The organism is Ferdinandcohnia sp. Marseille-Q9671 (genome assembly GCF_976954385.1).
In genome coordinates, this window is sequence record NZ_CDRJTA010000004.1 from 402,863 (window position 1) to 422,740 (window position 19,878).

20 protein-coding genes are annotated in these 19,878 nt (G+C 36.5%); 11 read left to right on the forward strand and 9 right to left on the reverse strand.

What is annotated here, in order from left to right:
• Window positions 1-5: 5 nt before the first annotated feature.
• Both ACWNMY_RS17210 and ACWNMY_RS17215 read left to right on the forward strand, forming a co-directional pair.
• Window positions 6-944: an ABC transporter ATP-binding protein gene (locus ACWNMY_RS17210; RefSeq protein ID WP_449539480.1), complete on the forward strand. Its 939-nt coding sequence runs from the start codon at window positions 6-8 to the stop codon at window positions 942-944.
• 208 nt (window positions 945-1,152) lie between these two features.
• Entirely contained in the window at window positions 1,153-2,352 is a 1,200-nt protein-coding gene (locus ACWNMY_RS17215; RefSeq protein ID WP_449539481.1) for a putative glycoside hydrolase, read from the forward strand.
• 107 nt (window positions 2,353-2,459) lie between these two features.
• Here the strand turns inward: ACWNMY_RS17215 and ACWNMY_RS17220 are convergent.
• A protein-coding gene (locus tag ACWNMY_RS17220; RefSeq protein WP_449537189.1) for an IS3 family transposase occupies window positions 2,460-4,018 on the reverse strand; the annotation gives its coding sequence in 2 pieces (ribosomal slippage) (window positions 2,460-3,376 and window positions 3,376-4,018; 1,560 coding nt in all).
• 88 nt (window positions 4,019-4,106) lie between these two features.
• Window positions 4,107-4,292: a hypothetical protein gene (locus ACWNMY_RS17225; protein ID WP_449539482.1), complete on the reverse strand. Its 186-nt coding sequence runs from the start codon at window positions 4,290-4,292 to the stop codon at window positions 4,107-4,109.
• A 316-nt stretch (window positions 4,293-4,608) separates the two neighbouring features.
• Between ACWNMY_RS17225 and ACWNMY_RS17230 the strand changes: the two genes are divergently transcribed.
• The 5 genes from ACWNMY_RS17230 (at window position 4,609) to pepF (ending at window position 10,393) form a co-directional block, all read left to right on the forward strand.
• The gene (locus ACWNMY_RS17230) at window positions 4,609-5,184 is read left to right on the forward strand and encodes a GNAT family N-acetyltransferase (RefSeq protein WP_449539483.1); all 576 of its coding nucleotides are present in this window, start codon (window positions 4,609-4,611) and stop codon (window positions 5,182-5,184) included.
• A gap of 419 nt (window positions 5,185-5,603) precedes the next feature.
• A complete protein-coding gene (spxA, locus tag ACWNMY_RS17235) occupies window positions 5,604-5,999 on the forward strand; it encodes a transcriptional regulator SpxA (protein ID WP_449539484.1) in 396 nt (131 codons plus the stop codon).
• 424 nt (window positions 6,000-6,423) lie between these two features.
• On the forward strand, window positions 6,424-7,092 hold the full coding sequence (gene mecA, locus ACWNMY_RS17240) for an adaptor protein MecA (RefSeq protein ID WP_449539485.1): 669 nt from the start codon (window positions 6,424-6,426) through the stop codon (window positions 7,090-7,092).
• 139 nt (window positions 7,093-7,231) lie between these two features.
• Window positions 7,232-8,419, forward strand: a complete 1,188-nt coding sequence (locus ACWNMY_RS17245; RefSeq protein WP_449539486.1) for a competence protein CoiA — start codon at window positions 7,232-7,234, stop codon at window positions 8,417-8,419.
• Between the two features lie 150 nt (window positions 8,420-8,569).
• A complete protein-coding gene (pepF, locus tag ACWNMY_RS17250) occupies window positions 8,570-10,393 on the forward strand; it encodes an oligoendopeptidase F (protein WP_449539487.1) in 1,824 nt (607 codons plus the stop codon).
• Between the two features lie 80 nt (window positions 10,394-10,473).
• On the opposite strand, the gene ACWNMY_RS17255 is transcribed toward pepF, so the two are convergent.
• From ACWNMY_RS17255 to ACWNMY_RS17275, 5 genes are all read right to left on the reverse strand, one after another.
• A complete protein-coding gene (locus ACWNMY_RS17255) occupies window positions 10,474-10,650 on the reverse strand; it encodes a hypothetical protein (protein ID WP_449539488.1) in 177 nt (58 codons plus the stop codon).
• 342 nt (window positions 10,651-10,992) lie between these two features.
• Window positions 10,993-11,856 (reverse strand): ClpXP adapter SpxH family protein, encoded by an 864-nt coding sequence (locus ACWNMY_RS17260; protein ID WP_449539489.1) that lies wholly within the window; start codon window positions 11,854-11,856, stop codon window positions 10,993-10,995.
• Entirely contained in the window at window positions 11,853-12,257 is a 405-nt protein-coding gene (locus tag ACWNMY_RS17265) for a globin domain-containing protein (RefSeq protein WP_449539490.1), read from the reverse strand. Before ACWNMY_RS17265 ends, ACWNMY_RS17260 begins: the two co-directional genes overlap by 4 nt.
• Window positions 12,258-12,473: 216 nt before the next feature.
• Window positions 12,474-13,094, reverse strand: a complete 621-nt coding sequence (locus ACWNMY_RS17270; protein WP_449539491.1) for a lytic transglycosylase domain-containing protein — start codon at window positions 13,092-13,094, stop codon at window positions 12,474-12,476.
• A 5-nt stretch (window positions 13,095-13,099) separates the two neighbouring features.
• A complete protein-coding gene (locus tag ACWNMY_RS17275) occupies window positions 13,100-13,690 on the reverse strand; it encodes a CYTH domain-containing protein (RefSeq protein ID WP_449539492.1) in 591 nt (196 codons plus the stop codon).
• Window positions 13,691-13,834: 144 nt separating this feature from the next.
• Here ACWNMY_RS17275 and ACWNMY_RS17280 point away from each other — a divergent pair, with 144 nt between their 5' ends.
• The 4 genes from ACWNMY_RS17280 (at window position 13,835) to ACWNMY_RS17295 (ending at window position 16,904) form a co-directional block, all read left to right on the forward strand.
• Window positions 13,835-14,215 carry a UPF0738 family protein gene (locus ACWNMY_RS17280; RefSeq protein WP_449539493.1) on the forward strand — a complete coding sequence of 127 codons (381 nt, stop codon included), beginning with the start codon at window positions 13,835-13,837 and terminating at the stop codon, window positions 14,213-14,215.
• A 313-nt stretch (window positions 14,216-14,528) separates the two neighbouring features.
• On the forward strand, window positions 14,529-15,146 hold the full coding sequence (locus ACWNMY_RS17285; protein ID WP_449539494.1) for a GTP pyrophosphokinase: 618 nt from the start codon (window positions 14,529-14,531) through the stop codon (window positions 15,144-15,146).
• Window positions 15,147-15,181: 35 nt separating this feature from the next.
• The gene (locus tag ACWNMY_RS17290; protein ID WP_449539495.1) at window positions 15,182-15,976 is read left to right on the forward strand and encodes an NAD kinase; all 795 of its coding nucleotides are present in this window, start codon (window positions 15,182-15,184) and stop codon (window positions 15,974-15,976) included.
• Window positions 15,977-16,004: 28 nt separating this feature from the next.
• Window positions 16,005-16,904, forward strand: a complete 900-nt coding sequence (locus ACWNMY_RS17295) for an RluA family pseudouridine synthase (protein ID WP_449539496.1) — start codon at window positions 16,005-16,007, stop codon at window positions 16,902-16,904.
• Window positions 16,905-17,398: 494 nt separating this feature from the next.
• Here ACWNMY_RS17295 and prpE read toward each other — a convergent pair whose 3' ends face one another.
• Both prpE and ACWNMY_RS17305 read right to left on the reverse strand, forming a co-directional pair.
• On the reverse strand, window positions 17,399-18,136 hold the full coding sequence (gene prpE, locus ACWNMY_RS17300; protein ID WP_449539497.1) for a bis(5'-nucleosyl)-tetraphosphatase PrpE: 738 nt from the start codon (window positions 18,134-18,136) through the stop codon (window positions 17,399-17,401).
• Window positions 18,137-18,486: 350 nt separating this feature from the next.
• Complete coding sequence (locus ACWNMY_RS17305) at window positions 18,487-19,662, reverse strand: FtsW/RodA/SpoVE family cell cycle protein (protein ID WP_449539498.1); 1,176 nt, start codon at window positions 19,660-19,662, stop codon at window positions 18,487-18,489.
• Window positions 19,663-19,878 lie beyond the last annotated feature (216 nt).

The window sequence follows — 19,878 nt, forward strand, 5'->3', positions numbered from 1 at the left end:
ATGGAATGACTGAAAAACAAAAATTAGTCGAAATAAAAAATTTAAAGCAATATTTTAATGTTGGAAAACCAAACATGGTAAAAGCAGTAGACGGAATTACTTTTGATATCTACAAAGGAGAAACACTTGGTTTAGTCGGTGAATCAGGCTGTGGCAAATCAACAACGGGAAGGTCAATCATCCGCTTGTATAATGCAACCGGTGGAGAGGTCCTGTTTAATGGAGAAAATGTGCACGGGAACAAGTCAAGACAGGAACTAAAAAAATTCAATAGAAAAATGCAAATGATATTTCAAGACCCTTATGCATCACTGAATCCTAGAATGACAGTTGCCGATATAATTGCTGAAGGAATTGATATACACGGGCTCGCTAAAAATAAGTCTGACCGCATGGAACAAGTATATAATCTTTTAGAAACTGTAGGTTTAAATCGTGAACATGCAAATCGGTATCCACATGAATTTAGTGGAGGTCAACGGCAAAGGATAGGGATCGCACGTGCCCTTGCAGTAAAGCCAGATTTTATTATTGCCGATGAACCAATTTCTGCCCTTGATGTTTCAATACAAGCGCAGGTAGTGAATTTAATGAAAAAACTACAACATGAAAAAGGACTAACGTACTTATTCATAGCACATGATTTATCAATGGTTAAATACATAAGTGACCGGATTGGAGTTATGTATTTCGGGAAAATAGTTGAACTGGCAGATGCTCAAGAACTGTATAAAAATCCAATTCATCCTTATACAAAATCATTATTATCTGCTATACCGCTCCCTGACCCAGATTATGAAAGAACTCGCGAAAGAATCCTATATGATCCTAGTGACCATGGATATTCTCAAAGTGAAGCAGTTACACTTCGAGAAATAACTCCAGGACATTTTGTAGCATGCTCTGAGAAGGAATATCAGGAATATAAATCTCTGCAAAAATAAATGGCCTAATAAGGGCCATTTTTTTATGCAGAGATTTACCATTAATATCACAAGCATTAATAAGAAGACTATAAATATAAAGGCAAGCTAGCTCATACAATTAGTTTAATAAAGGGAAATCTGATGTCTATGTCGAAATATGTATTATTTCCTGGAAAATGATCTGAATGATAATCAGAAAAAGCAGGGAAAGAAAGGAGGAGCAAAAATGAAGAAATTCGTTTCTTTTCTAATAATCGTATTAACTATTGAAGTATTATTCACCGGTCAAGCAGAGTCCGCAGAAAATAAGAAATACGAGGTTGAATCCCATTCATTTAGTAAATTCTATATGCCAGAAAAGGAAATTCCTGCATCTCTTTCACGTTTTGAATTTGATTCCGGATTTACATTTGCGTATCCTGACGCGATTAGAGGGATATATGTTTCCGCTCATTCTGCCGGCGGTGATCGTCTTACACAGTTAATGCAGCTAATCGAGGGAAGTGATCTTAATGCAATGGTTATTGATATTAAGGATGATTTTGGATATTTAACATATACGCCTACAGAAGGAACGGAATATCAAGGAATTGGTAAGGATTATATCAATGATCCAAAATCATTAATAGAGAAACTTGAGGAAAAGCAGATATATCCTATCGCTAGGGTAGTTGTATTCAAAGACTCGGTATTAGCTAAGAATCGACCCGACCTGTCATTTAAGGATGGAGATAAGATTTGGGCGAATGGTCGAGGGGAAGCGTTTGTTAATCCATTTATGAAGGAGGTTTGGGACTACAATGTAGGAATTGCCATCGAAGCTGCTAAGCTAGGTTTCCAAGAGATACAATTTGATTATGTCCGTTTTCCTGAAGGATTTGAAAAGAGGGATAGTTCCTTAATCTATAGCTACGGAGATTATGAAAAAATAAACATGGACAATGTACAAAAACGAGTAGCTGCAGTAACTGACTTCGTGAAGTATGCAAAAGAAAAATTAGAACCTTATAATGTTAAGGTTTCAGTTGATATTTTTGGATATACAGCTACATTACCCGAAGCACCGGGAATAGGTCAGAACTTCTCAAAGATCTCTGAGCATGTGGATGTCATCTCGTCAATGATTTATCCAAGTCACTGGACATCTTATTTTGGTATCCCTAAACCGGATATAGAGCCATATAAGCTTGTCTCTGAATACGCAAAAGTAGAGAATCATAAGCTTAATCAACTTGAAAAAAGGCCAATTTCAAGACCATGGCTTCAAGATTTCACAGCGACATGGCTTGGGAAAGGGAATTATACAATTTATGGAAAAGAGGAAATAGAAGCTCAAATTAAGGGGTTAAAGGATCAAGGGATTAATGAATTTCTATTATGGAATGCAGGTAACCGGTATACACAAGGTGTAGACTACACGCCGTAGTCGTTGGCTCCTATTGAGAAACTGTACGCGATAATTGGTAATAGTAAAAGGCTGTCTCTAATGAACTGCCCCCTGTCAAGTAGACAGTGGAAATAATAAAAAATGACCTAAGCGGCTTTAGCTCTATATTCCATAGGGCTGAGGCCGTTTAGTCGTTTTTGATATCTATTATGATTATAGAAAAATATATACTCGTCTATCGCTTTAGATAATTCTTCAAAAGTCCCATACTTACGCAAATAATACTTCTCGCATTTAAGCGTTCCCCAAAATGATTCCATAGGTCCATTATCAATGCATCTTCCAACTCTGGACATGCTTTGTGTCATCTCTGCCTTGTCTATTCTGCTTTTGAATCCGTTAGAAGTGTATTGGAAACCACGATCGCTATGAATAAGTGGATGGTCTCCATCCAACAATTGTGTAGCTTGATCGAGGGTCTTAAAAACAAGTTTATTGTTATTTGAATGTCCTAATACATAACTCACAATCGATCCATCATATAGATCACGAATAGCGCTTAAATAGGCCTTCTTTGATGTTCCATATTTAAATTCCGTGACATCAGTTACCCATTTTTCATTTGGTTTTTCAGCCGTGAACTCGCGGTTTAATACATTTTCTGCAACATGTTGAGGGATAGAGTGCTTATAACGTTTCTTCTTTTGCCGGATGACAGACTGTATACCAGCGACTTTCATTAGTCTATAAAAACGTTTGTGGTTGAAGTTTTGCCCAAGTTTTCTATTAATGGTCATCGTCATTCTCCGATATCCATAGATGCCTTCTACCTCTTCATGAAGGTCTTTCATCTCTTTAATAATTTCTTCATTCTGTAGTTCCCGTTCAGAAGGAGTACGCTTTAGCCACTTATAGTAAGCTGCCCGTGTAATACCAGCGATATCACAAAGTAACAAGATGCTTAGATTTTCTTTCTCATGAAGTTCCTTAATAGCGATGTACTTGTCCTCAAATCGGATTTGGCTTATTTTCGCCTCCTTTCGATCTCCTCTAACTTTTTTAAGAACAAATTCTCCGCACGCAAACGTTCATTTTCTCTTTCTAACTTTCTCATCTGTAACTTGATCTTATCCTCTGGAGTTAACTCAGTTTCTTCTTTTTTTCTACCACGATTATCCTTAAGCGCTTCATCTCCACCATTTTCATACTTCCTAACCCATTGATATACCTGTTGATAGGATACTTCATAAGCCTCAGCTGTTTTCTTAAAATCCTTCCCGTTCCCTATACAATCCATTACTATTTCAATTCGTTCAACCCAAGTAGTTTGTCTCCCTTTAGTCATAGAGCTCGTCCTTCCCTTCGACGTATCCTTTAATTCTCTATGACTATTATACTTGGAAATCCACCTCTGAAGGACACTTCTACTTGAAATTTCATACTTTCGAACAATCTCATATTGTGAATATTCCCCCGATGTGTAATCTAGAACAGCGGCTAATTTCACCTCTTTAGAATAGGACTTCCAGGTGCTAGAGTATTCAAATCCTTTTTCCCCATCTTTATCAAATATCTCTACCCATTTATATAAAGTAACTTTAGGTATTTGATATCTCTCGGTGAGTTCTTTAACTGTATAATCTTCGTTCTTATAAGCTGTTACTACTTCATACTTAAACTGACTAGAATAGATTTTATTGGACATAAAAAACTCCCCCTAAGGTAAAACAGATTATATTTTTTAATCTGTCTACCTAAGGGGGAGCATATCATAATTAGACAGCCTTTCCATTTTATTTCTTTTTTCCACCAACATTATTCCAACCAGTTTTCACTCGTAAATCTTGATTTACAATGCTGGAACCTGTTTTACCGCCAAAAACTCTTTCCCCAAGACCATTTGCCATTACACCCATTAACGCAGTAATACCTATGACTAGTACAGTAATTAGACCTAAATCAAGTATGTAGCTTGCCATGTCTATCCCCCCTAATCAAATGCGCCTTGGCGTACTTGTGCCCAATTTTTATAAACGATGTGTGTTATGAAGACGTTACCACAGGATGTGGCAATCTTTCGTCTTCGGTCATATGCTCTACAAAACTTCTCTTAAAAAAATTGAGGCATTCGCCATAGGCTAGCCAATCTTCTCTAAATAAAGTGCTTACAACACTTACTTCTATTCTATTCGAAGTTTCCATTTTATAAAAGAGGGAAAATCTATTTTTGAAACAAATGCGAAAAGTTGAGTACACTATAAATGATTCTCAAAAAAGGATAAAAGGAGAAAACGTATGAATTGGTATGAAAAATTAAATCAATATTTTCCTATTGAAGAAATGAAATCGAAAGAACATATGGAAACACTTTTGAAGGAAAAGGGAGATATTTATCATAAAGATGAAGGGCCGAACCATGTGCTTATGTATGCTGAGTTAGAACATTTTATTTTTATTGACTATCTGTTTGTTTCAAAGGAAGCTCGTGGCCTAAGATTAGGTCATAAGCTTATTGAAAAACTGAAGCAGAAAGGAAAACCAATTATCCTTGAAGTAGAGCCAGTTAATTATAATGATACAGATACAGAAAAGAGGCTCCGTTTCTACAAAAGGGAAGGCTTTGAACACGCAACATCAATTGGCTACGAACGTAAGTCCTTAGCAACAAATGAATTGAATCAGATGGAAATCTTATATTGGTCCCCAACTAATGAATCAGAAGAGCTTATTTATGAAGCAATGAAAAAAACATACGATGAAATTCACACATACAAAGATATTGAAATTTATGGTTCATCTTACCAGGGAGTAGATCAGGTATTATCATTTAACGAAAAGAATGATAATCCTGATATATTAAAAAATGTATAAAAGGTAGAGCAATAGGCATTGTGCGATCCACATAAGCCTATTGCTTTTTTTATAGGTAAGTTAGATATATCAAGGTGTTGCTCATTCTCAAAGTTTTCTTCAAAATTGTGTATCATTCTCAATTAATTTGAGGTATAATAATTAAAGAAATTACTTAATTAAATTTATTTTAATTTAACTTTATTTCGGTAGATGTCCCCCATAATTAAAAAGTGGTGGGTGGTTGTATGAAACGTACACAATTGCTTAGGGTTTTGGCCCGGCTAAATAAAGTTAAAGCCATGGTGGATGCCTCGATATTGGTAAGGTAACTTCGAAACAATCGGGCAGGTAAATCCAAGGCGCATTTGATCAAAGCATCCATGACCAATCATGCTGATTGTTAAGTAATAATCTACTTTAAGGGAGTGATAAGGTTTATGGTTACTCTTTATACTTCTCCAAGCTGTACTTCATGCCGTAAAGCGAAGTCATGGTTAGAGGAACATGAAATTCCATATCAAGAAAGAAACATCATTTCTGATTCTCTTACAATTGAAGAGATTAAGGAAATTTTACGTATGACCGAAGATGGGACAGATGAAATTATTTCAACTCGATCTAAGGTGTTTCAAAAATTAAATGTAAATTTAGAGTCTCTTCCTCTTCATGAACTATACAAGTTGATTCAAGGTAATCCTGGGCTACTTCGTAGACCGATTATCATTGATGAGAAAAGGCTTCAAGTTGGATACAATGAGGACGAAATACGAAGATTTCTTCCAAGAAAAGTTCGTACCTTCCAATTAAAAGAAGCTCAACGCTTAGTAAATTAATCATTAAAAACTTCTACTGTTTATTACTGTAGAAGTTTTTTTGTTACAATGAAGTAGCCCAACTATGTGAGATAAGCTAATTACTTGAGGTACGTATTATTCCAGGTACTAGTGTTTTAATTAGTAGAAAATAGGACATATTACTCGTTTTATTATGTGATTCATATTATAATAAAACATAATAAACAGAAGCTTCCGGAATGGGGATTAATCAGTACTATCCGGGGCAAATAACTGTTTTTAAAAAATAACACTTTTTTATTTCCATTCTTATATCTTTTATCATAAAATAAAGTACAAGATATAGACTTTTTCCTTAAGGTGGATTATTCTAATTCAATTTTGGGAAAAGTGATTAAAAGAGCATCTGGCTCGGGGGTATAACGTCCCTTCAAAATCTGAGCAAGAAGGGAGAGGTTCTGTAATGGAAATCGAACGAATCAATGAATACACAGTAAAATTTTATATTTCATATAATGATATAGAACAGCGCGGATTTGAACGTGAAGAAATCTGGTATAACCGGGAGCGCAGTGAAGAGCTCTTTTGGGAAATGATGGATGAAATTCATCAGGAAGAGGAATTCACGGTAGATGGGCCACTATGGATCCAAGTCCAAGCGCTTGAAAAAGGGTTAGAGGTCCTCGTGACGCGAGCACAGCTCTCTAAAGATGGAAACAAGTACGAACTTCCAGTTGGTGATGATAAAATCCCAGTCGATGAAAAAATAGAATCTTTACTTGATCAACAATTCCATTCAAAATTTGATGATAAAGATTATGTTGAAGAATTCGAGGAAGAAAACTTCCAATTTTTAATTCGGTTCAATGATTTTGAAGACGTCATTTCACTTGCACACCGAATTAAGCTTGAAGGACTTGCTAATACTTTATATTCGTTCGAGAATAAATATTTCTTATTTCTCGAATTTAATGAGGAAATATATACAGAAGATGAACTCGAAAATATGTTAAGTATTGTATTGGAATATGGTCAAGAATCAACTCTATCCATTCATAGAATTGAAGAGTATGGTAAAAAAATCATCAGTGAGAATGCGCTTGAAATCCTATCGCAACATTTCTCACTATAAACAAAAGTCGATTTCATTATATGGAATCGGCTTTTTTTGTTTGCTTTTACTATTAGATAATTGATTTTTACAAAGTTGAGTGTTTAAAGTAACTTTGCTATTTTTAAACTGAAATTAATAATAGCAAGGAGATGAAACCATGTTTGTTGCGTTACGGGAGAATGGAGAATATATTTCGTTAGTAGAGAAGTGGAATCGTTCGGATTTGTTAGATATTCGCGCCCGTGAATCTTTTCAGTGTCCAGCATGTCGAACTAGCGTACAATTAAAAGCTGGACTGAAAAAAACAAGTCATTTCGCACATGTAAAAGGAGCTGTCTGTACAGTTAGTACTGAACCAGAATCAGAGTACCATCTTCAAGGTAAAAGACAACTCTATGAATGGCTACAGGCACAAGGATATGATGTTAGACTTGAGCCATATTTATCAGAAGTTGCACAACGCCCAGACCTTTTTTTAACCACACAAAATCACCGGTATGCGATTGAATACCAATGTTCTGTAATTGATTATAGCCAATTTAAAAAGAGATCGGACTCCTACAAAAAGTTAGGTATTCTTCCAATTTGGATTATTGGTGCAAAGTGGTTCAAGAGATTGTCCACAAATTCAATTAAACTCTCTCCCTTTCAATGGCTTTTTGCAACATCCTTCAATCAAATATCCCACCCGAGTATCCTTTATTATTGTCCTGAGAGCTCACAGTTCTTGAAGGTATCTAACTTATTTCCATTTACATCGAGTGAAACGTTTGGCTCAATTCAATTATATAAAAAGAAAAATATATCTTTTATGAAACTGTTAACTCATACTACTCATTTTTCTGTAGAAAGTGATTGGTTGAGAAGGAAGAAAAACTGGAGGATTCGTTATTCAAATTACTCAACTAAACATATTGAATCATTTTTAAATGCTTTATATCAAACTCATATCCCACCTGCCCATTTACCAGCAGAAGCCGGGTTACCCCTTCCAACAAGCTATTGGTTTCATACGCCACCAATGATATGGCAAATGTGGATATTACTTGAAATCTTGCTTCCACTTCGGGTTGGCAAAACCTTCTTTTTTTCTACTGTAATGGAGGCTATTTCCAAGCGCATTGTTTCATCTGAAATATCACTTAGACAACTTCCGCTAGTCTCACTTTCCCAGTATTCGCTTGCAGTTAGCGAATACCTACACCTACTCGTAACAATTGGAATACTCAAAAGGGTTAGTAATACAACATATCAAAAAGTCAATGACATACATATTCCTACAAACTTGCAGGAAGCATATGATATGGATGAAGCTCTTTTTAAAGGTATAAAAGACATATGGTAACTTGTGGAGTGAATGAAGAATATATGGTTGGGAAAAACCATATTATAGATAGGAAATGGAATTCAAAAAACTTAAACTTTTTATATAATGAAGGAGATATAAAGAAGGATATCGAATGTTTTATAATAGGTTGAAATAGGAGGTAATCTAATGGCTGAACAAACAACTGTAAAGAAGCTCCCAAGTAGGAAGGAGATTCCTGAACAGGATACGTGGAAATTAGAGGATATTTTTGCTTCAGATATGGAGTGGGAAAAGGAATTTACTGAAATTAAAGAAATGATTCCTGGAATATCAGAGTTCGAAGGTAAACTAGGGGAGTCTGCGGATAAATTATATGAGGCATTGGCTTATCAAGATGCCATTTCTTTAAGAATGGGTAAACTTTATACATATTCACATATGCGTTACGATCAAGACACAACAGATTCTTTTTATCAAGGCTTACATGATAGAGCAACAAATCTGTATACCCAAGTAGGAAGTGCATTGTCTTATATTGTACCTGAAATTCTTTCCATAGATGAAGAAAAAATAAAGAGCTTTTTAGCTGAAAAAGAAGAGCTAAAAGTCTACGAGCATGCTCTACATGATATTAACCGTGAACGTCCGCATGTACTTACAGCGAAGGAGGAAGCATTACTTGCTCAAGCATATGAGGTAATGGATTCCTCAAGCAATACGTTCGGAATGTTAAACAATGCTGATTTGACGTTCCCATCCATTAAGGATGAGAATGGAGAAGAGGTTGAAATTACTCATGGACGCTATATCCGATTCCTAGAAAGTGGCGATCGGCGTGTGAGGGAGGAAGCGTTCAAGGCAGTCTATGATACATACGGGAAATTTAAAAATACGTTCGGTAGTACATTAAGCGGAACAGTTAAAAAGGATAATTTTAATGCGCGTATTCGTAACTATAAATCAGCAAGAGAGTCAGCGTTAAGCAGCAACAATATCCCTGAAACTGTGTATGACAATTTAGTAAATACAATAAACGATAATCTACATCTATTACATCGTTATGTTGATCTTCGTAAAAAGGCCCTAGGTGTAGATGAGCTTCATATGTACGATCTTTACACTCCACTTGTGAAGGATGTAAAAATGGAGGTTACCTATGCGGAAGCGAAGGATTATATCCTTAAAGGTCTTGCTCCATTAGGAGAAGACTATCTTAGCGTCTTAAAGTCAGGTTTTGAGAATCGCTGGGTTGATGTCCATGAAAACAAAGGTAAGCGCAGTGGGGCATATTCATCTGGAACATATGGTACAAATCCATATATTTTGATGAACTGGCAGGATAATGTAAATAATTTATTTACTTTAGCACATGAATTTGGCCACTCTGTTCACAGCTACTACACAAGAAATAACCAACCATATCCATATGGAAATTATTCAATCTTTGTAGCTGAAGTAGCGTCAACTTGTAATGAAGCATTATTAAATCATCACCTATTACAAACAATTGATGATGATCAAAAGAGATTATATTTATTGAACCATCAGTTAGAAGGCTTTAGGGGTACTGTCTTCCGCCAAACAATGTTTGCAGAATTTGAACACATGATTCACATGAAAGCACAAGAAGGAGTGGCACTTACTCCAGATTTATTTACACAGGTATACTATGATTTAAATAAAAAGTACTTTGGAAATAATATCATAGTGGATGAGGAAATTGGCTTGGAATGGTCACGCATTCCACATTTCTATTACAATTATTATGTATATCAATACGCAACTGGTTATAGTGCTGCAACTGCCTTAAGTAAACAAATATTAGAAGAAGGTCAGCCGGCTGTTGACCGCTATATTAATAATTTCCTTAAAGCAGGAAGCTCTGATTACCCAATTGAAGTACTTAAAAATGCTGGAGTGGATATGACTTCTGCAGAGCCAATTAAAGAGGCTTGTAAGGTTTTTGAAGCAACATTAATTGAAATGGAAAAACTACTAGAAAAGCAATAATTGAGCAAGGACATCCATTTGGATGTCCTTATTGATGCTTGCATATCTATTTGAGAGATGAAAATACTTCAGTATCTTACTTATCTAAAACCCCTGAACTTATTCCGATTATTAAATATAACGAGTGTCACAAGTAAAGATAAAAAAAGAAGAGGTGTCGTAATATAAAGGGGAATTAATTTCATTAATCCCAAGATATTAAGTCCAAACGTAATGACGATCATGATAAGCCCGAGTATGAGTCCAATTTTTCTCAAATCCCCAACCTCCTTACAACTATTTGTAAGATTTATACTTTATTTGTATGTACGAGCATCATAATTAAGAATACGAATTTGACAACTTTGTGAAAAAATGTACATATAGTTGAAAATGGTTATCACTATTTGGTATAGTAATATCAGAAGTAATCACACAAACAACACCCCTTTGTTTGAAGTGAAAATTTCTCCCATCCCCTTTATTGAAATAGAAAAAAGACTTGGAGGCGATTGTCGCCACCAAGTCTTTTTGTCTTTATTCACTGTCTAGCTCCTTGCGCCACCGGATCTCTGGTCTAGAAAATCGGTTGGGTAGGTAAAAACCGTATTACGGATCAACTATTCAATGTACCGCCAAAATGTTCCGAACTTTACAGGAACTTGTTCAACTTTTTGTTTTAATAATAGCTTCTTCATTTCTCGTTCGACTTCTGCCATTGGTAAATCATATAAAACGGATATTTCTTTCGTAGCAACGAATCTAAAGTGTTTTAGAAAATCTTCCAATGGTGGTGGAGGAGTAGGATTAATTTTATCACCAAGCATTTCGTAAATGATGTGAACGTACATATCGTAAGGATAACAACCAGTGATTTTTAGACCTTCTTCCTCAATGTTTTCATTAAAGAAAACAAGTGTAGGAATTTCATCAACTTCCATTTCAGCTGTAATTTTCAAATCACATTGAAATGCTTTTGCTGCACTGGAGGAATGAAGGTCGTTTTCAAACTCGGTCACATCAAGACCCACTTCTTCCGCACAGTTTAATAAAACCTTTACATCTGAAATATCTCGTTTTTCTAAAAATAACGTTTCCTGAAGCTTACGTAAAAATAGAATGCCAGCCTTCTTACCTTGCAGCTCTGCAGCTTTTATGGCAATTGATACGGAATGGGGCGCTGTGATGGGGTTCTCTAGCCAGAGTGTACCGTCACAAGACATACCAGACCTACTAGCTGTACGTTCCCACACCTGAGCCATATCAGAGGGCTTTTGCTTCTTTTGCGCATTGAGTGAGGCAAGGCGCCCACTTAAAACATGACGAATTGTAAAATACCTTCCATACTCAATCGTAAGCTTTTTTAGAATAGGTTCAAGTGCCCAACAATCAGGACATAATGGGTCAATGAACATGTATATTTCTAAAGGTCGATTACCATGTGTTTGGTGAGATTGATTATTGTCATATTCCTTCTTATTCAAGACCTTACCCCTTTCTGCTCGTCAGGAGTGTTAATCATATGTTGTGCAGTTAGAACGAGCCTATTATAAAACTCTGTTCTAATCGGACCATCAAGCTCTATCTCGTCCATAGCTTCTCTCATGCATGCGAGCCAAGCATTTGCTCTAGTTGGAGTAATTGGAAAAGGTAGATGCCTTGCTCGTAGCATTGGATGACCGTGCTCATATGAATAAATGGCAGGGCCACCTAAATATTGAGTTAAAAACTGTTTTTGCTTTCTAGCAGTTTCAGTTAAGTCATCGGGAAAAATGGGAGCTAAATCTTCGTGCTTTCCCACTCGTTTATAAAAAGCATCAACAAGTTTCGAAAGAGTTTCTTCTCCGCCGATTGCTTCATAGGGTGGTATTAATTTCTCAGACATGTTGATAACTCCTTTAAAATATGTGCTCAATAATTTCGAAGAGATAGTATTTGGAGCTTTTTTTTATAAAGCTACTAATTCGAATGTATAAACATTTTATCAATGGACGAGAGTTAACTCAAATAAAGAGCTCTCAAACAGGAATGAAATTTTTGGAATAGTAAGGTTAAGTCACGTAAAAATAGAACAAAGCCCCCAGTGAAGAGAGCTTTTCATTTATCCCATATAGGTGGCTGTAACTTTTTTTACATAGTTTTGTGTTTCTTTAAAGGGAGGAATACCGCCATACTTATCCACATTTCCAGGTCCTGCATTATAGGCAGCAAGTGCCAGTGAAACATTTCCATTATAACGATCAAGCATGTTACGGAGATACTTTGTACCAGCTTCAATGTTCTGAACAGGATCTGTAAGATTTGTTACTCCTAATCCTCTTGCAGTAGCTGGCATCAGTTGCATTAAGCCTGTTGCACCTGCGTGACTTTTCGCATTTGGATTGAAATTCGACTCATGCTTGATGACGGAGCTTATTAAGCGTGGATCTACATTGTATTTTTGTGCTGCATCTTGTATTAAATCATCAAAGCTAGTTGGAATACTCAGTGCTTTTGCATCCGTTATAGATAATGGGATATAATGCTTGCTGCTATATAAGGAAGAAGTGTTAATCTGTGATCGAATGCTTTCGCTATTAGATGAAGGAAGCTGTGACGATGACAGTAGCTGTACTAGCATATCTTTAAAAATAGAGCCGTCATTACTTGTAGCCGAGTCTGTAGTAGATGAAACATTTCGCAATGCCTGTAGCTCCATTAATACTTTAAAATCTATTTTCATCTGCGTTACTCTCCTAGTAGGATTTGTTTCTTACGATTATAAAATCTGCGAATTTTGTTATCGGTGTGACGAATAGGGATAGTATGTGTGTTAAGAAAGTCGATAAAATGCACTTTGCCTGATACTTCATCTGTTACTTCATATTCTACCTCGAAATCAATATGATTTAAATAGTAACTCTTATCCAATACGAGTAGCCCGTTTTTATATTCTACTTCAGCCCGATTTGTTTTCAGTGAGCCAAAATAAGTAATATGCTCTGGCTTAATAGAAAGTCTTCTTATGATAGCAGAAACGTCACCTTCAATTAATTGGCCGCCTGATAGCATGTTCTGAGCGTCCTTTTCTGTCAAACACTGGTGTGTTTCTAACAATCCTCGTTCTACGGGTTGTTTTAATGTTAATGTGAAGATCCCCTTCTTTTCTCGAATCCTCAGAGCTGCTCCTACCTTTTTTAATGAAAAATCAGGAGTGTCAAAGTAAAAATTTTCTTGGGTAATGATTTGTTCATCTGTAATGGAAAAAGTAGATAGTAAGTGTTGATACTCCGCTTCGTTTAGCATATTTTTAAATTCAATTTCAAGCTCCTGTGACATACCAATCAACGTCCTTTTTATATAATTGGATATATTATATCATTATTGCAGCAGTTTCTTTAAAGAATGGTTGTACATATGATAAAATAAGTGTGGATTTGGATTTAAGACGTTCTTGTTGAACCGTCATAAAAGGAGAGTATCATGCAGAAACGTATTGAAATTAGCCATTATAAACAATCTACCGACAAATTAGAATTAGTTGCAGAAACAACGAATTTTGAAACAGGTACTTTACGTGCAAGTGGGGAAATGCTTGTTGATTCTGACTCATTGGCATTCATTTATAAACTTGAAAATGATCAGGAATTTATCTATGTAAGTTTATCTTCAGCACTTTGGCCTTCACTAAAAGATGTTATCTCACAAAAGCTTACGGTAATCTTACATCTTGAAAATGAGGAACTTGAATTAACCAATATCATTCCTGAGCTGGAGTATTTATTACATAATATTGAAGGAAATGCTAACTATGGTGAGGAAATGGTTGAGCTTGTAGAAAAAACGTTTTTAACTAAAAATTAATAGCCTATAGAGGATGTCAAAAGTAAGGTGAAAATGAAACATCTAGTGAAGAACTTCGGCTAAATACCGACATTTCCTGTGTCGAATGTCGAAGTCACCACGTCCTGTGGAAGGTGTTTGTGGTCTTGCTTTTCCGTTTCTTGCGTATTAAATTGCATACGCTCAGCTACGCGGGAGCTTCACCGCCTCGAACTTCTATCGCACAGGATGTTCTAAGGAGACAAGACATAAGGCGTGGCATTCTTGTCGACAGGTCCTTTTCATACGCCTTTTTGAACATGCATTATAAGCTAAGAAAAAATGGGGGGCTATCATGAGTAAAGACTGGGATCTTTTTTTAGCTCCATACAGGCAGGCCGTGGATGAGCTAAAAATAAAGCTTAAAGGAATGAGAACACAATTCGAAATGCAGGGGACCCATTCTCCGATTGAATTTGTGACAGGAAGAGTAAAACCAATCCCCAGTATCTTAGATAAGGCAGCAAAAAAGAATATTCCGCTCGATAAGCTTGAGGAGGAAATTCAAGATCTAGCAGGGCTTAGGATGATGTGTCAATTCGTAGATGATATCAAACGAGTTGTTGAAATACTACGGATGCGTAATGATTTTGAAATCGTTGAAGAACGTGATTATATAACAAAAAAGAAAGAAAGCGGATATCGTTCGTACCATTTAGTTATTAAGTATCCGGTCCAAACCATAAATGGAGAGAAAAAAATCTTAGTTGAAATACAAGTTCGAACTCTTGCGATGAATTTTTGGGCTACGATTGAGCATTCCTTGAATTATAAATATAGGGGACGATTTCCAAAGGAAATTGAAGACAGATTACAACGTGCAGCAGAGGCGGCTTTTAGACTTGATGAAGAGATGTCTCAAATACGAGGCGAAATTCAAGAAGCACAAGCTATTTTTTCTAGGAAAAAGTAATGGATTGATAAATTCTTGTAGAATAGGGTGTAAACATGAAATTTGCTGTTACTTCGAAAGGTGACTCAACGTCTAATACATTAATGCAAAGAATAAAAACATATTTAATGGACTTTCAGCTCATTTATGATGAGGATCAACCCGATATTGTTGTGTCTGTCGGAGGAGATGGAACACTATTATATGCTTTTCACCGTTATCGTAGCCGATTAGATAAAACAGCATTTGTTGGTGTACACACTGGGCATCTTGGGTTCTACGCCGATTGGGTTCCAGAAGAAATTGAAAAGCTTGTCATTGCGATAGCCAAAACGCCATATCAAGTTGTTGAATACCCATTACTAGAGGTATACATCCGTTATATTAATGGTGGTCGAGAATCAAGATATTTAGCATTGAATGAATGTACTGTAAAAAGTGTAGAGGGTTCACTTGTTATGGATCTTGAGATCAAGGGTCAGCTATTCGAGACATTCCGTGGAGATGGATTATGTATATCAACCCCATCCGGAAGTACAGCTTATAATAAAGCACTTGGTGGTGCGATTCTTCATCCATCTATTGAAGCAATCCAGGTAGCAGAAATGGCATCGATTAATAATCGGGTGTTTCGTACAGTTGGTTCACCATTGATTTTACCTGACCACCACACCATTCTGTTGAAACCAGTAAATGATGTAGATTTTCATATTACAATTGACCACTTAACGCTATTACACAAAGATGTCAAATCCATTCAATGCAGGGTGGCAACTGAAAAAATTCGCTTTGCACGTTTCAGGCCTTTCCCATTCTGGAAAAGGGTTCGTGACTCATTTATTTCGGATTAATTTAGTATGAAGTGAGAGGAAAATAATTGTGTCAACATTTGTTCTGGAGTGGAATATTACACCTCATGATACAGGGAAATTGATAAAGGACTTCCTAAAGGAGCAGAAGATATCAAAGACAGCCCTTACGGATATTAAATTTGCCGGTGGTGGTATTTTCGTAAATAATGCTCATGTAACAGTCCGCCACAGGCTATCGGAGGGGGAGATACTAAAAGTAATCTTCCCTAACGAAAACCCAAGTGTCGAGCTCAGACCTGAAAAATTACCGTTGCAAATTGTCTATGAGGATTCATATGTACTGGTCGTAAATAAGCCACCGAATCAGCAGTCTATTCCTTCGCGTGATAGCTCGAGTGGCAGTTTAGCTAATGCCATACTTTATTACTATCAATCGATAGGCTTACATGTAACAGTACATTTGGTCAACCGTCTTGATCGGGATACATCTGGTTTATTGCTAGTAGCAAAGCACCGGCATATTCATCACTTACTTTCAGAGCAACAGAAGGTAGGGGAAGTAAAACGTACCTATGAAGCAATGGTACATGGCTTGGTTGCTAATGATAGCGGTACAATTGACCAACCAATTGGTAGGAAAGAGACAAGTATTATTGAGCGTGAGGTACGACCTGACGGACAGAGGGCTGTTACTCATTACGAAACTATTAAGCGATTTGAAAATTTGACACAACTTAAGTTACAGCTAGAAACGGGACGAACCCATCAAATCAGAGTCCACCTTGCGCACCTCGGTCACCCAATCGTCGGGGATGATTTGTACGGAGGACAGCGGGGCGATATAAATAGACAAGCGCTTCATTGTCGTGAACTTAGATTTTGGCATCCAATGGAGAAAAAAGAAATGGCGTTTTTCGCCGAAATTCCTGTAGATATGAAGGCATTATTGGAAAAGGCGACCATTTGAGGTCGCTTTTTTGTGCAGAGTGTTAGGAAACAACTGCCTATTTTATAACAAAAACAGTCAAAGTGGTAAAGCAAGCCGTTGAATCGTTCCCATTCCACAACAAAAACAATCAAAGTGGTAAAGCAAGCCGTTGAATCGTTCCCATTCCACAACAAAAACAGTCTAAGTGGTAAAGTAAGCCGTTGGATTGTGCCCACTCCGCAACAAAAACAGTCAAAGTGGTAACGGAAGCCGTTGAATCGTGCCTACTCCACAACAAAAACAGTCAAAGTGGAAACAGAAGCGGTAGGATCGTGCCCACTCCGCAACAAAAACAGTCAAATTGGAAACGCAAGCCATCGAATCGTGTCTACTCTGTAACAAAGCTAGTCGAAGCGTAAACGAACTACCGGATCGTGCCCGATTCTCATTAGATAAGATCAAAAGTGTAACATTAGCCCTCACAAAACAAACAAAAGAGGAGCGTTGCCCGACAACCTTTAATCATCCCCTACCTAATCTAATCCTCGAAACTTTTCAGCAACATATGGCATGGAAGATGGCACGGATACGGTCTCCATTTCAGGATATCTTAAAGCTGTTAAATGTCCACCGAAGACAGCGCCTGTATCAATATTAATTGTATTGTTGATCTTTCTTGGCTCCTTTACTGGCGTGTGGCCATAAACAATCCATGCTGAGCCCTTATAGAGCTTTGCCCAATCTCGTCGTTCTGGGGTTCCATCAGGATTGTTCTTTCCTGTAATGTCCCCATAGAGTACAAACGTTTTTACTTTTTTGTCTTTTCGCCCAATATAATCCTCACGGATTCCTGCGTGAGCAATGACTAGTTTGCCTTCATCAAGCTGTTGATGTAAGGGGGCTTGTTCGTATAAATAAATAAATTTACTTTGAATGCTTTGTTGTCCTTTTTTATTCAATGCCTCAAATTCCGCAACGGTCGTTTCCAAACCATGTGTGATTTGCACTTTATTCCCACAAAAAAAACGATATAGCTTGTTGCAATGATTCCCAGGCACGTAAAATGCTTTTTTGGCTTGAATCACAAGGTTATAGACCGTTTCAATCACCTTTATCGAATCCGGTCCTCGATCCGTTAAATCACCTACGAATGCGAGTTTACGATCTGTATGTATAGGAATTCCGTCCTCCCAAGAATACCCGAGTTTTTTAGTTAATGCTTCGAATTCTTGAAAACACCCATGTATATCACCAATTACATCAATTTTCATGATAATGCACCTTTCTATTCAAATACACCATGGTGTATTTGCTGCTGAATTTTAGGCCCACTCAAGGTGGCATAAATAAGGTTGTCGCAAGATGTGGTGTTAAATAAGTCTTTGATCTTATGCTTAAAGCTTCATTTGAAAAATCGCGGCAACTGTCAAAGGTTTTACTTTTGTCAGTAGAGGCTAATGCCTCAGGAGGTTGACATGAGACCCAACATCTATAAGTGGACAAACCTACCATAATAAAGGTAATAAAAAATCACGTCATTTTCTATTATAAGAAAATTAACGTGATTTTATTTTAAAAATTATCCGGATAACAGTAAATCTATAGCCGTGGGTTTTTCGTATTAATCAAACATAAACTTTTTCGTTCTTGAACGAACATTTAGCACGATTCCAATCGCAATCATATAGGTAGCTAATGAGCTTCCTCCATAGCTGACAAATGGTAATGGGAGACCAGTAATAGGTAAGATACCAACAGTCATACCAACATTCTGAAATACTTGGAAAGTAATCATCCCGATTACACCTGCACAAAGATAACTACCATATGGGTCGTGACTTTCAAGAGCAATATGAATCATTCGGTAGATTAATAAGAAGAATAAAGAAATAATGATACTTGTTCCAATAAATCCAAATTGTTCAGCGATAACTGCGAAAATAAAATCTGTATGTCCTTCAGGAATCGTAACCTCCGATTCCTGGAAGCCTTTTCCTTGTAATTGACCAGATCCAATCGCGAGCAAGGAGCGGACTAATTGATGCCCCTCATTACCAGCAGTATCAAAAGGAGCAAGCCAACCGTAAAATCGACTCATCTGATAATCTTCTATAATGTATTTAAAGAAAAAGTCCGGAAAGCGGAAGTATAAAAAAACACCTACAGAAATAACAAACACAGCTGAAAAAATACCCGTAAAAATAATTCTCCATTTTATACCAGCAACAAGAATCATTGTCGCAATGATTGACATAAAAACCATGGTCATTCCCATATCTGGCTGTAACACTAATAAACCAATAGGAGGCGCAGCCGCAAGAATAATCTTTCCTATAAGCAGAAGATCATCCCTTACTGTATTAATGGGATAGTTTTCACGATGGTCAGCAATAATTTTACTCAACACAATGATGATAATAATCTTCATTAATTCTGAGGGCTGAAAGCTTGCAAAACCAAAATTGTACCAACTTGTTGCTCCTTTTACTTTCGAAGCAAAGGGGATGTCTACAATATATTTTTCAACAAAGAGACCTAGCAATAACAACATCCCGAATCCATATAAATACCACGAAATCATTTTGAACCGGTCAAAATCGATAACCATTGTACCGGCAATAGCGATTGTACCAATGACATACCATTGAATTTGTTGAACAGAGAAATTGATATTTCTGAGTTTTTCAGGTAAAAAGGGCTGTGCACTTTGTATTGCAATGACACTAACGATGGCCATTAGAAATAATATAAACAATAATGTATAATCAATTTTTTGTGGAATATTTTCTTTATCCATGGAGAAAAAATCCTTTCTAATCGAACACGAGTTTTATATGATAATAAACGGGGTATAATTACTCATCCAAAATCAAATAACCAATTCTATCTTAGCTTATTTTTCGATGATTGCAAATCATTACATAGTGACTAACTAAATAATTAATGATATACATATAGCCAAAAAAAGTAAATGGTAGATATGTTACATTTCGTTAAACTTTATTCAGAGAAG

Coding starts and splice junctions, on each gene's coding strand:
- ACWNMY_RS17210 (WP_449539480.1), top strand. CDS start 6: ATGACTGAAAAACAAAAATTAGTCGAAATAAAAAATTTAAAGCAATAT.
- ACWNMY_RS17215 (WP_449539481.1), top strand. CDS start 1,153: ATGAAGAAATTCGTTTCTTTTCTAATAATCGTATTAACTATTGAAGTA.
- ACWNMY_RS17225 (WP_449539482.1), bottom strand. CDS start 4,292: ATGGCAAGCTACATACTTGATTTAGGTCTAATTACTGTACTAGTCATA.
- ACWNMY_RS17230 (WP_449539483.1), top strand. CDS start 4,609: ATGAATTGGTATGAAAAATTAAATCAATATTTTCCTATTGAAGAAATG.
- spxA (WP_449539484.1), top strand. CDS start 5,604: ATGGTTACTCTTTATACTTCTCCAAGCTGTACTTCATGCCGTAAAGCG.
- mecA (WP_449539485.1), top strand. CDS start 6,424: ATGGAAATCGAACGAATCAATGAATACACAGTAAAATTTTATATTTCA.
- ACWNMY_RS17245 (WP_449539486.1), top strand. CDS start 7,232: ATGTTTGTTGCGTTACGGGAGAATGGAGAATATATTTCGTTAGTAGAG.
- pepF (WP_449539487.1), top strand. CDS start 8,570: ATGGCTGAACAAACAACTGTAAAGAAGCTCCCAAGTAGGAAGGAGATT.
- ACWNMY_RS17265 (WP_449539490.1), bottom strand. CDS start 12,257: ATGTCTGAGAAATTAATACCACCCTATGAAGCAATCGGCGGAGAAGAA.
- ACWNMY_RS17270 (WP_449539491.1), bottom strand. CDS start 13,094: ATGAAAATAGATTTTAAAGTATTAATGGAGCTACAGGCATTGCGAAAT.
- ACWNMY_RS17275 (WP_449539492.1), bottom strand. CDS start 13,690: ATGTCACAGGAGCTTGAAATTGAATTTAAAAATATGCTAAACGAAGCG.
- ACWNMY_RS17280 (WP_449539493.1), top strand. CDS start 13,835: ATGCAGAAACGTATTGAAATTAGCCATTATAAACAATCTACCGACAAA.
- ACWNMY_RS17285 (WP_449539494.1), top strand. CDS start 14,529: ATGAGTAAAGACTGGGATCTTTTTTTAGCTCCATACAGGCAGGCCGTG.
- ACWNMY_RS17290 (WP_449539495.1), top strand. CDS start 15,182: ATGAAATTTGCTGTTACTTCGAAAGGTGACTCAACGTCTAATACATTA.
- prpE (WP_449539497.1), bottom strand. CDS start 18,136: ATGAAAATTGATGTAATTGGTGATATACATGGGTGTTTTCAAGAATTC.
- ACWNMY_RS17305 (WP_449539498.1), bottom strand. CDS start 19,662: ATGGATAAAGAAAATATTCCACAAAAAATTGATTATACATTATTGTTT.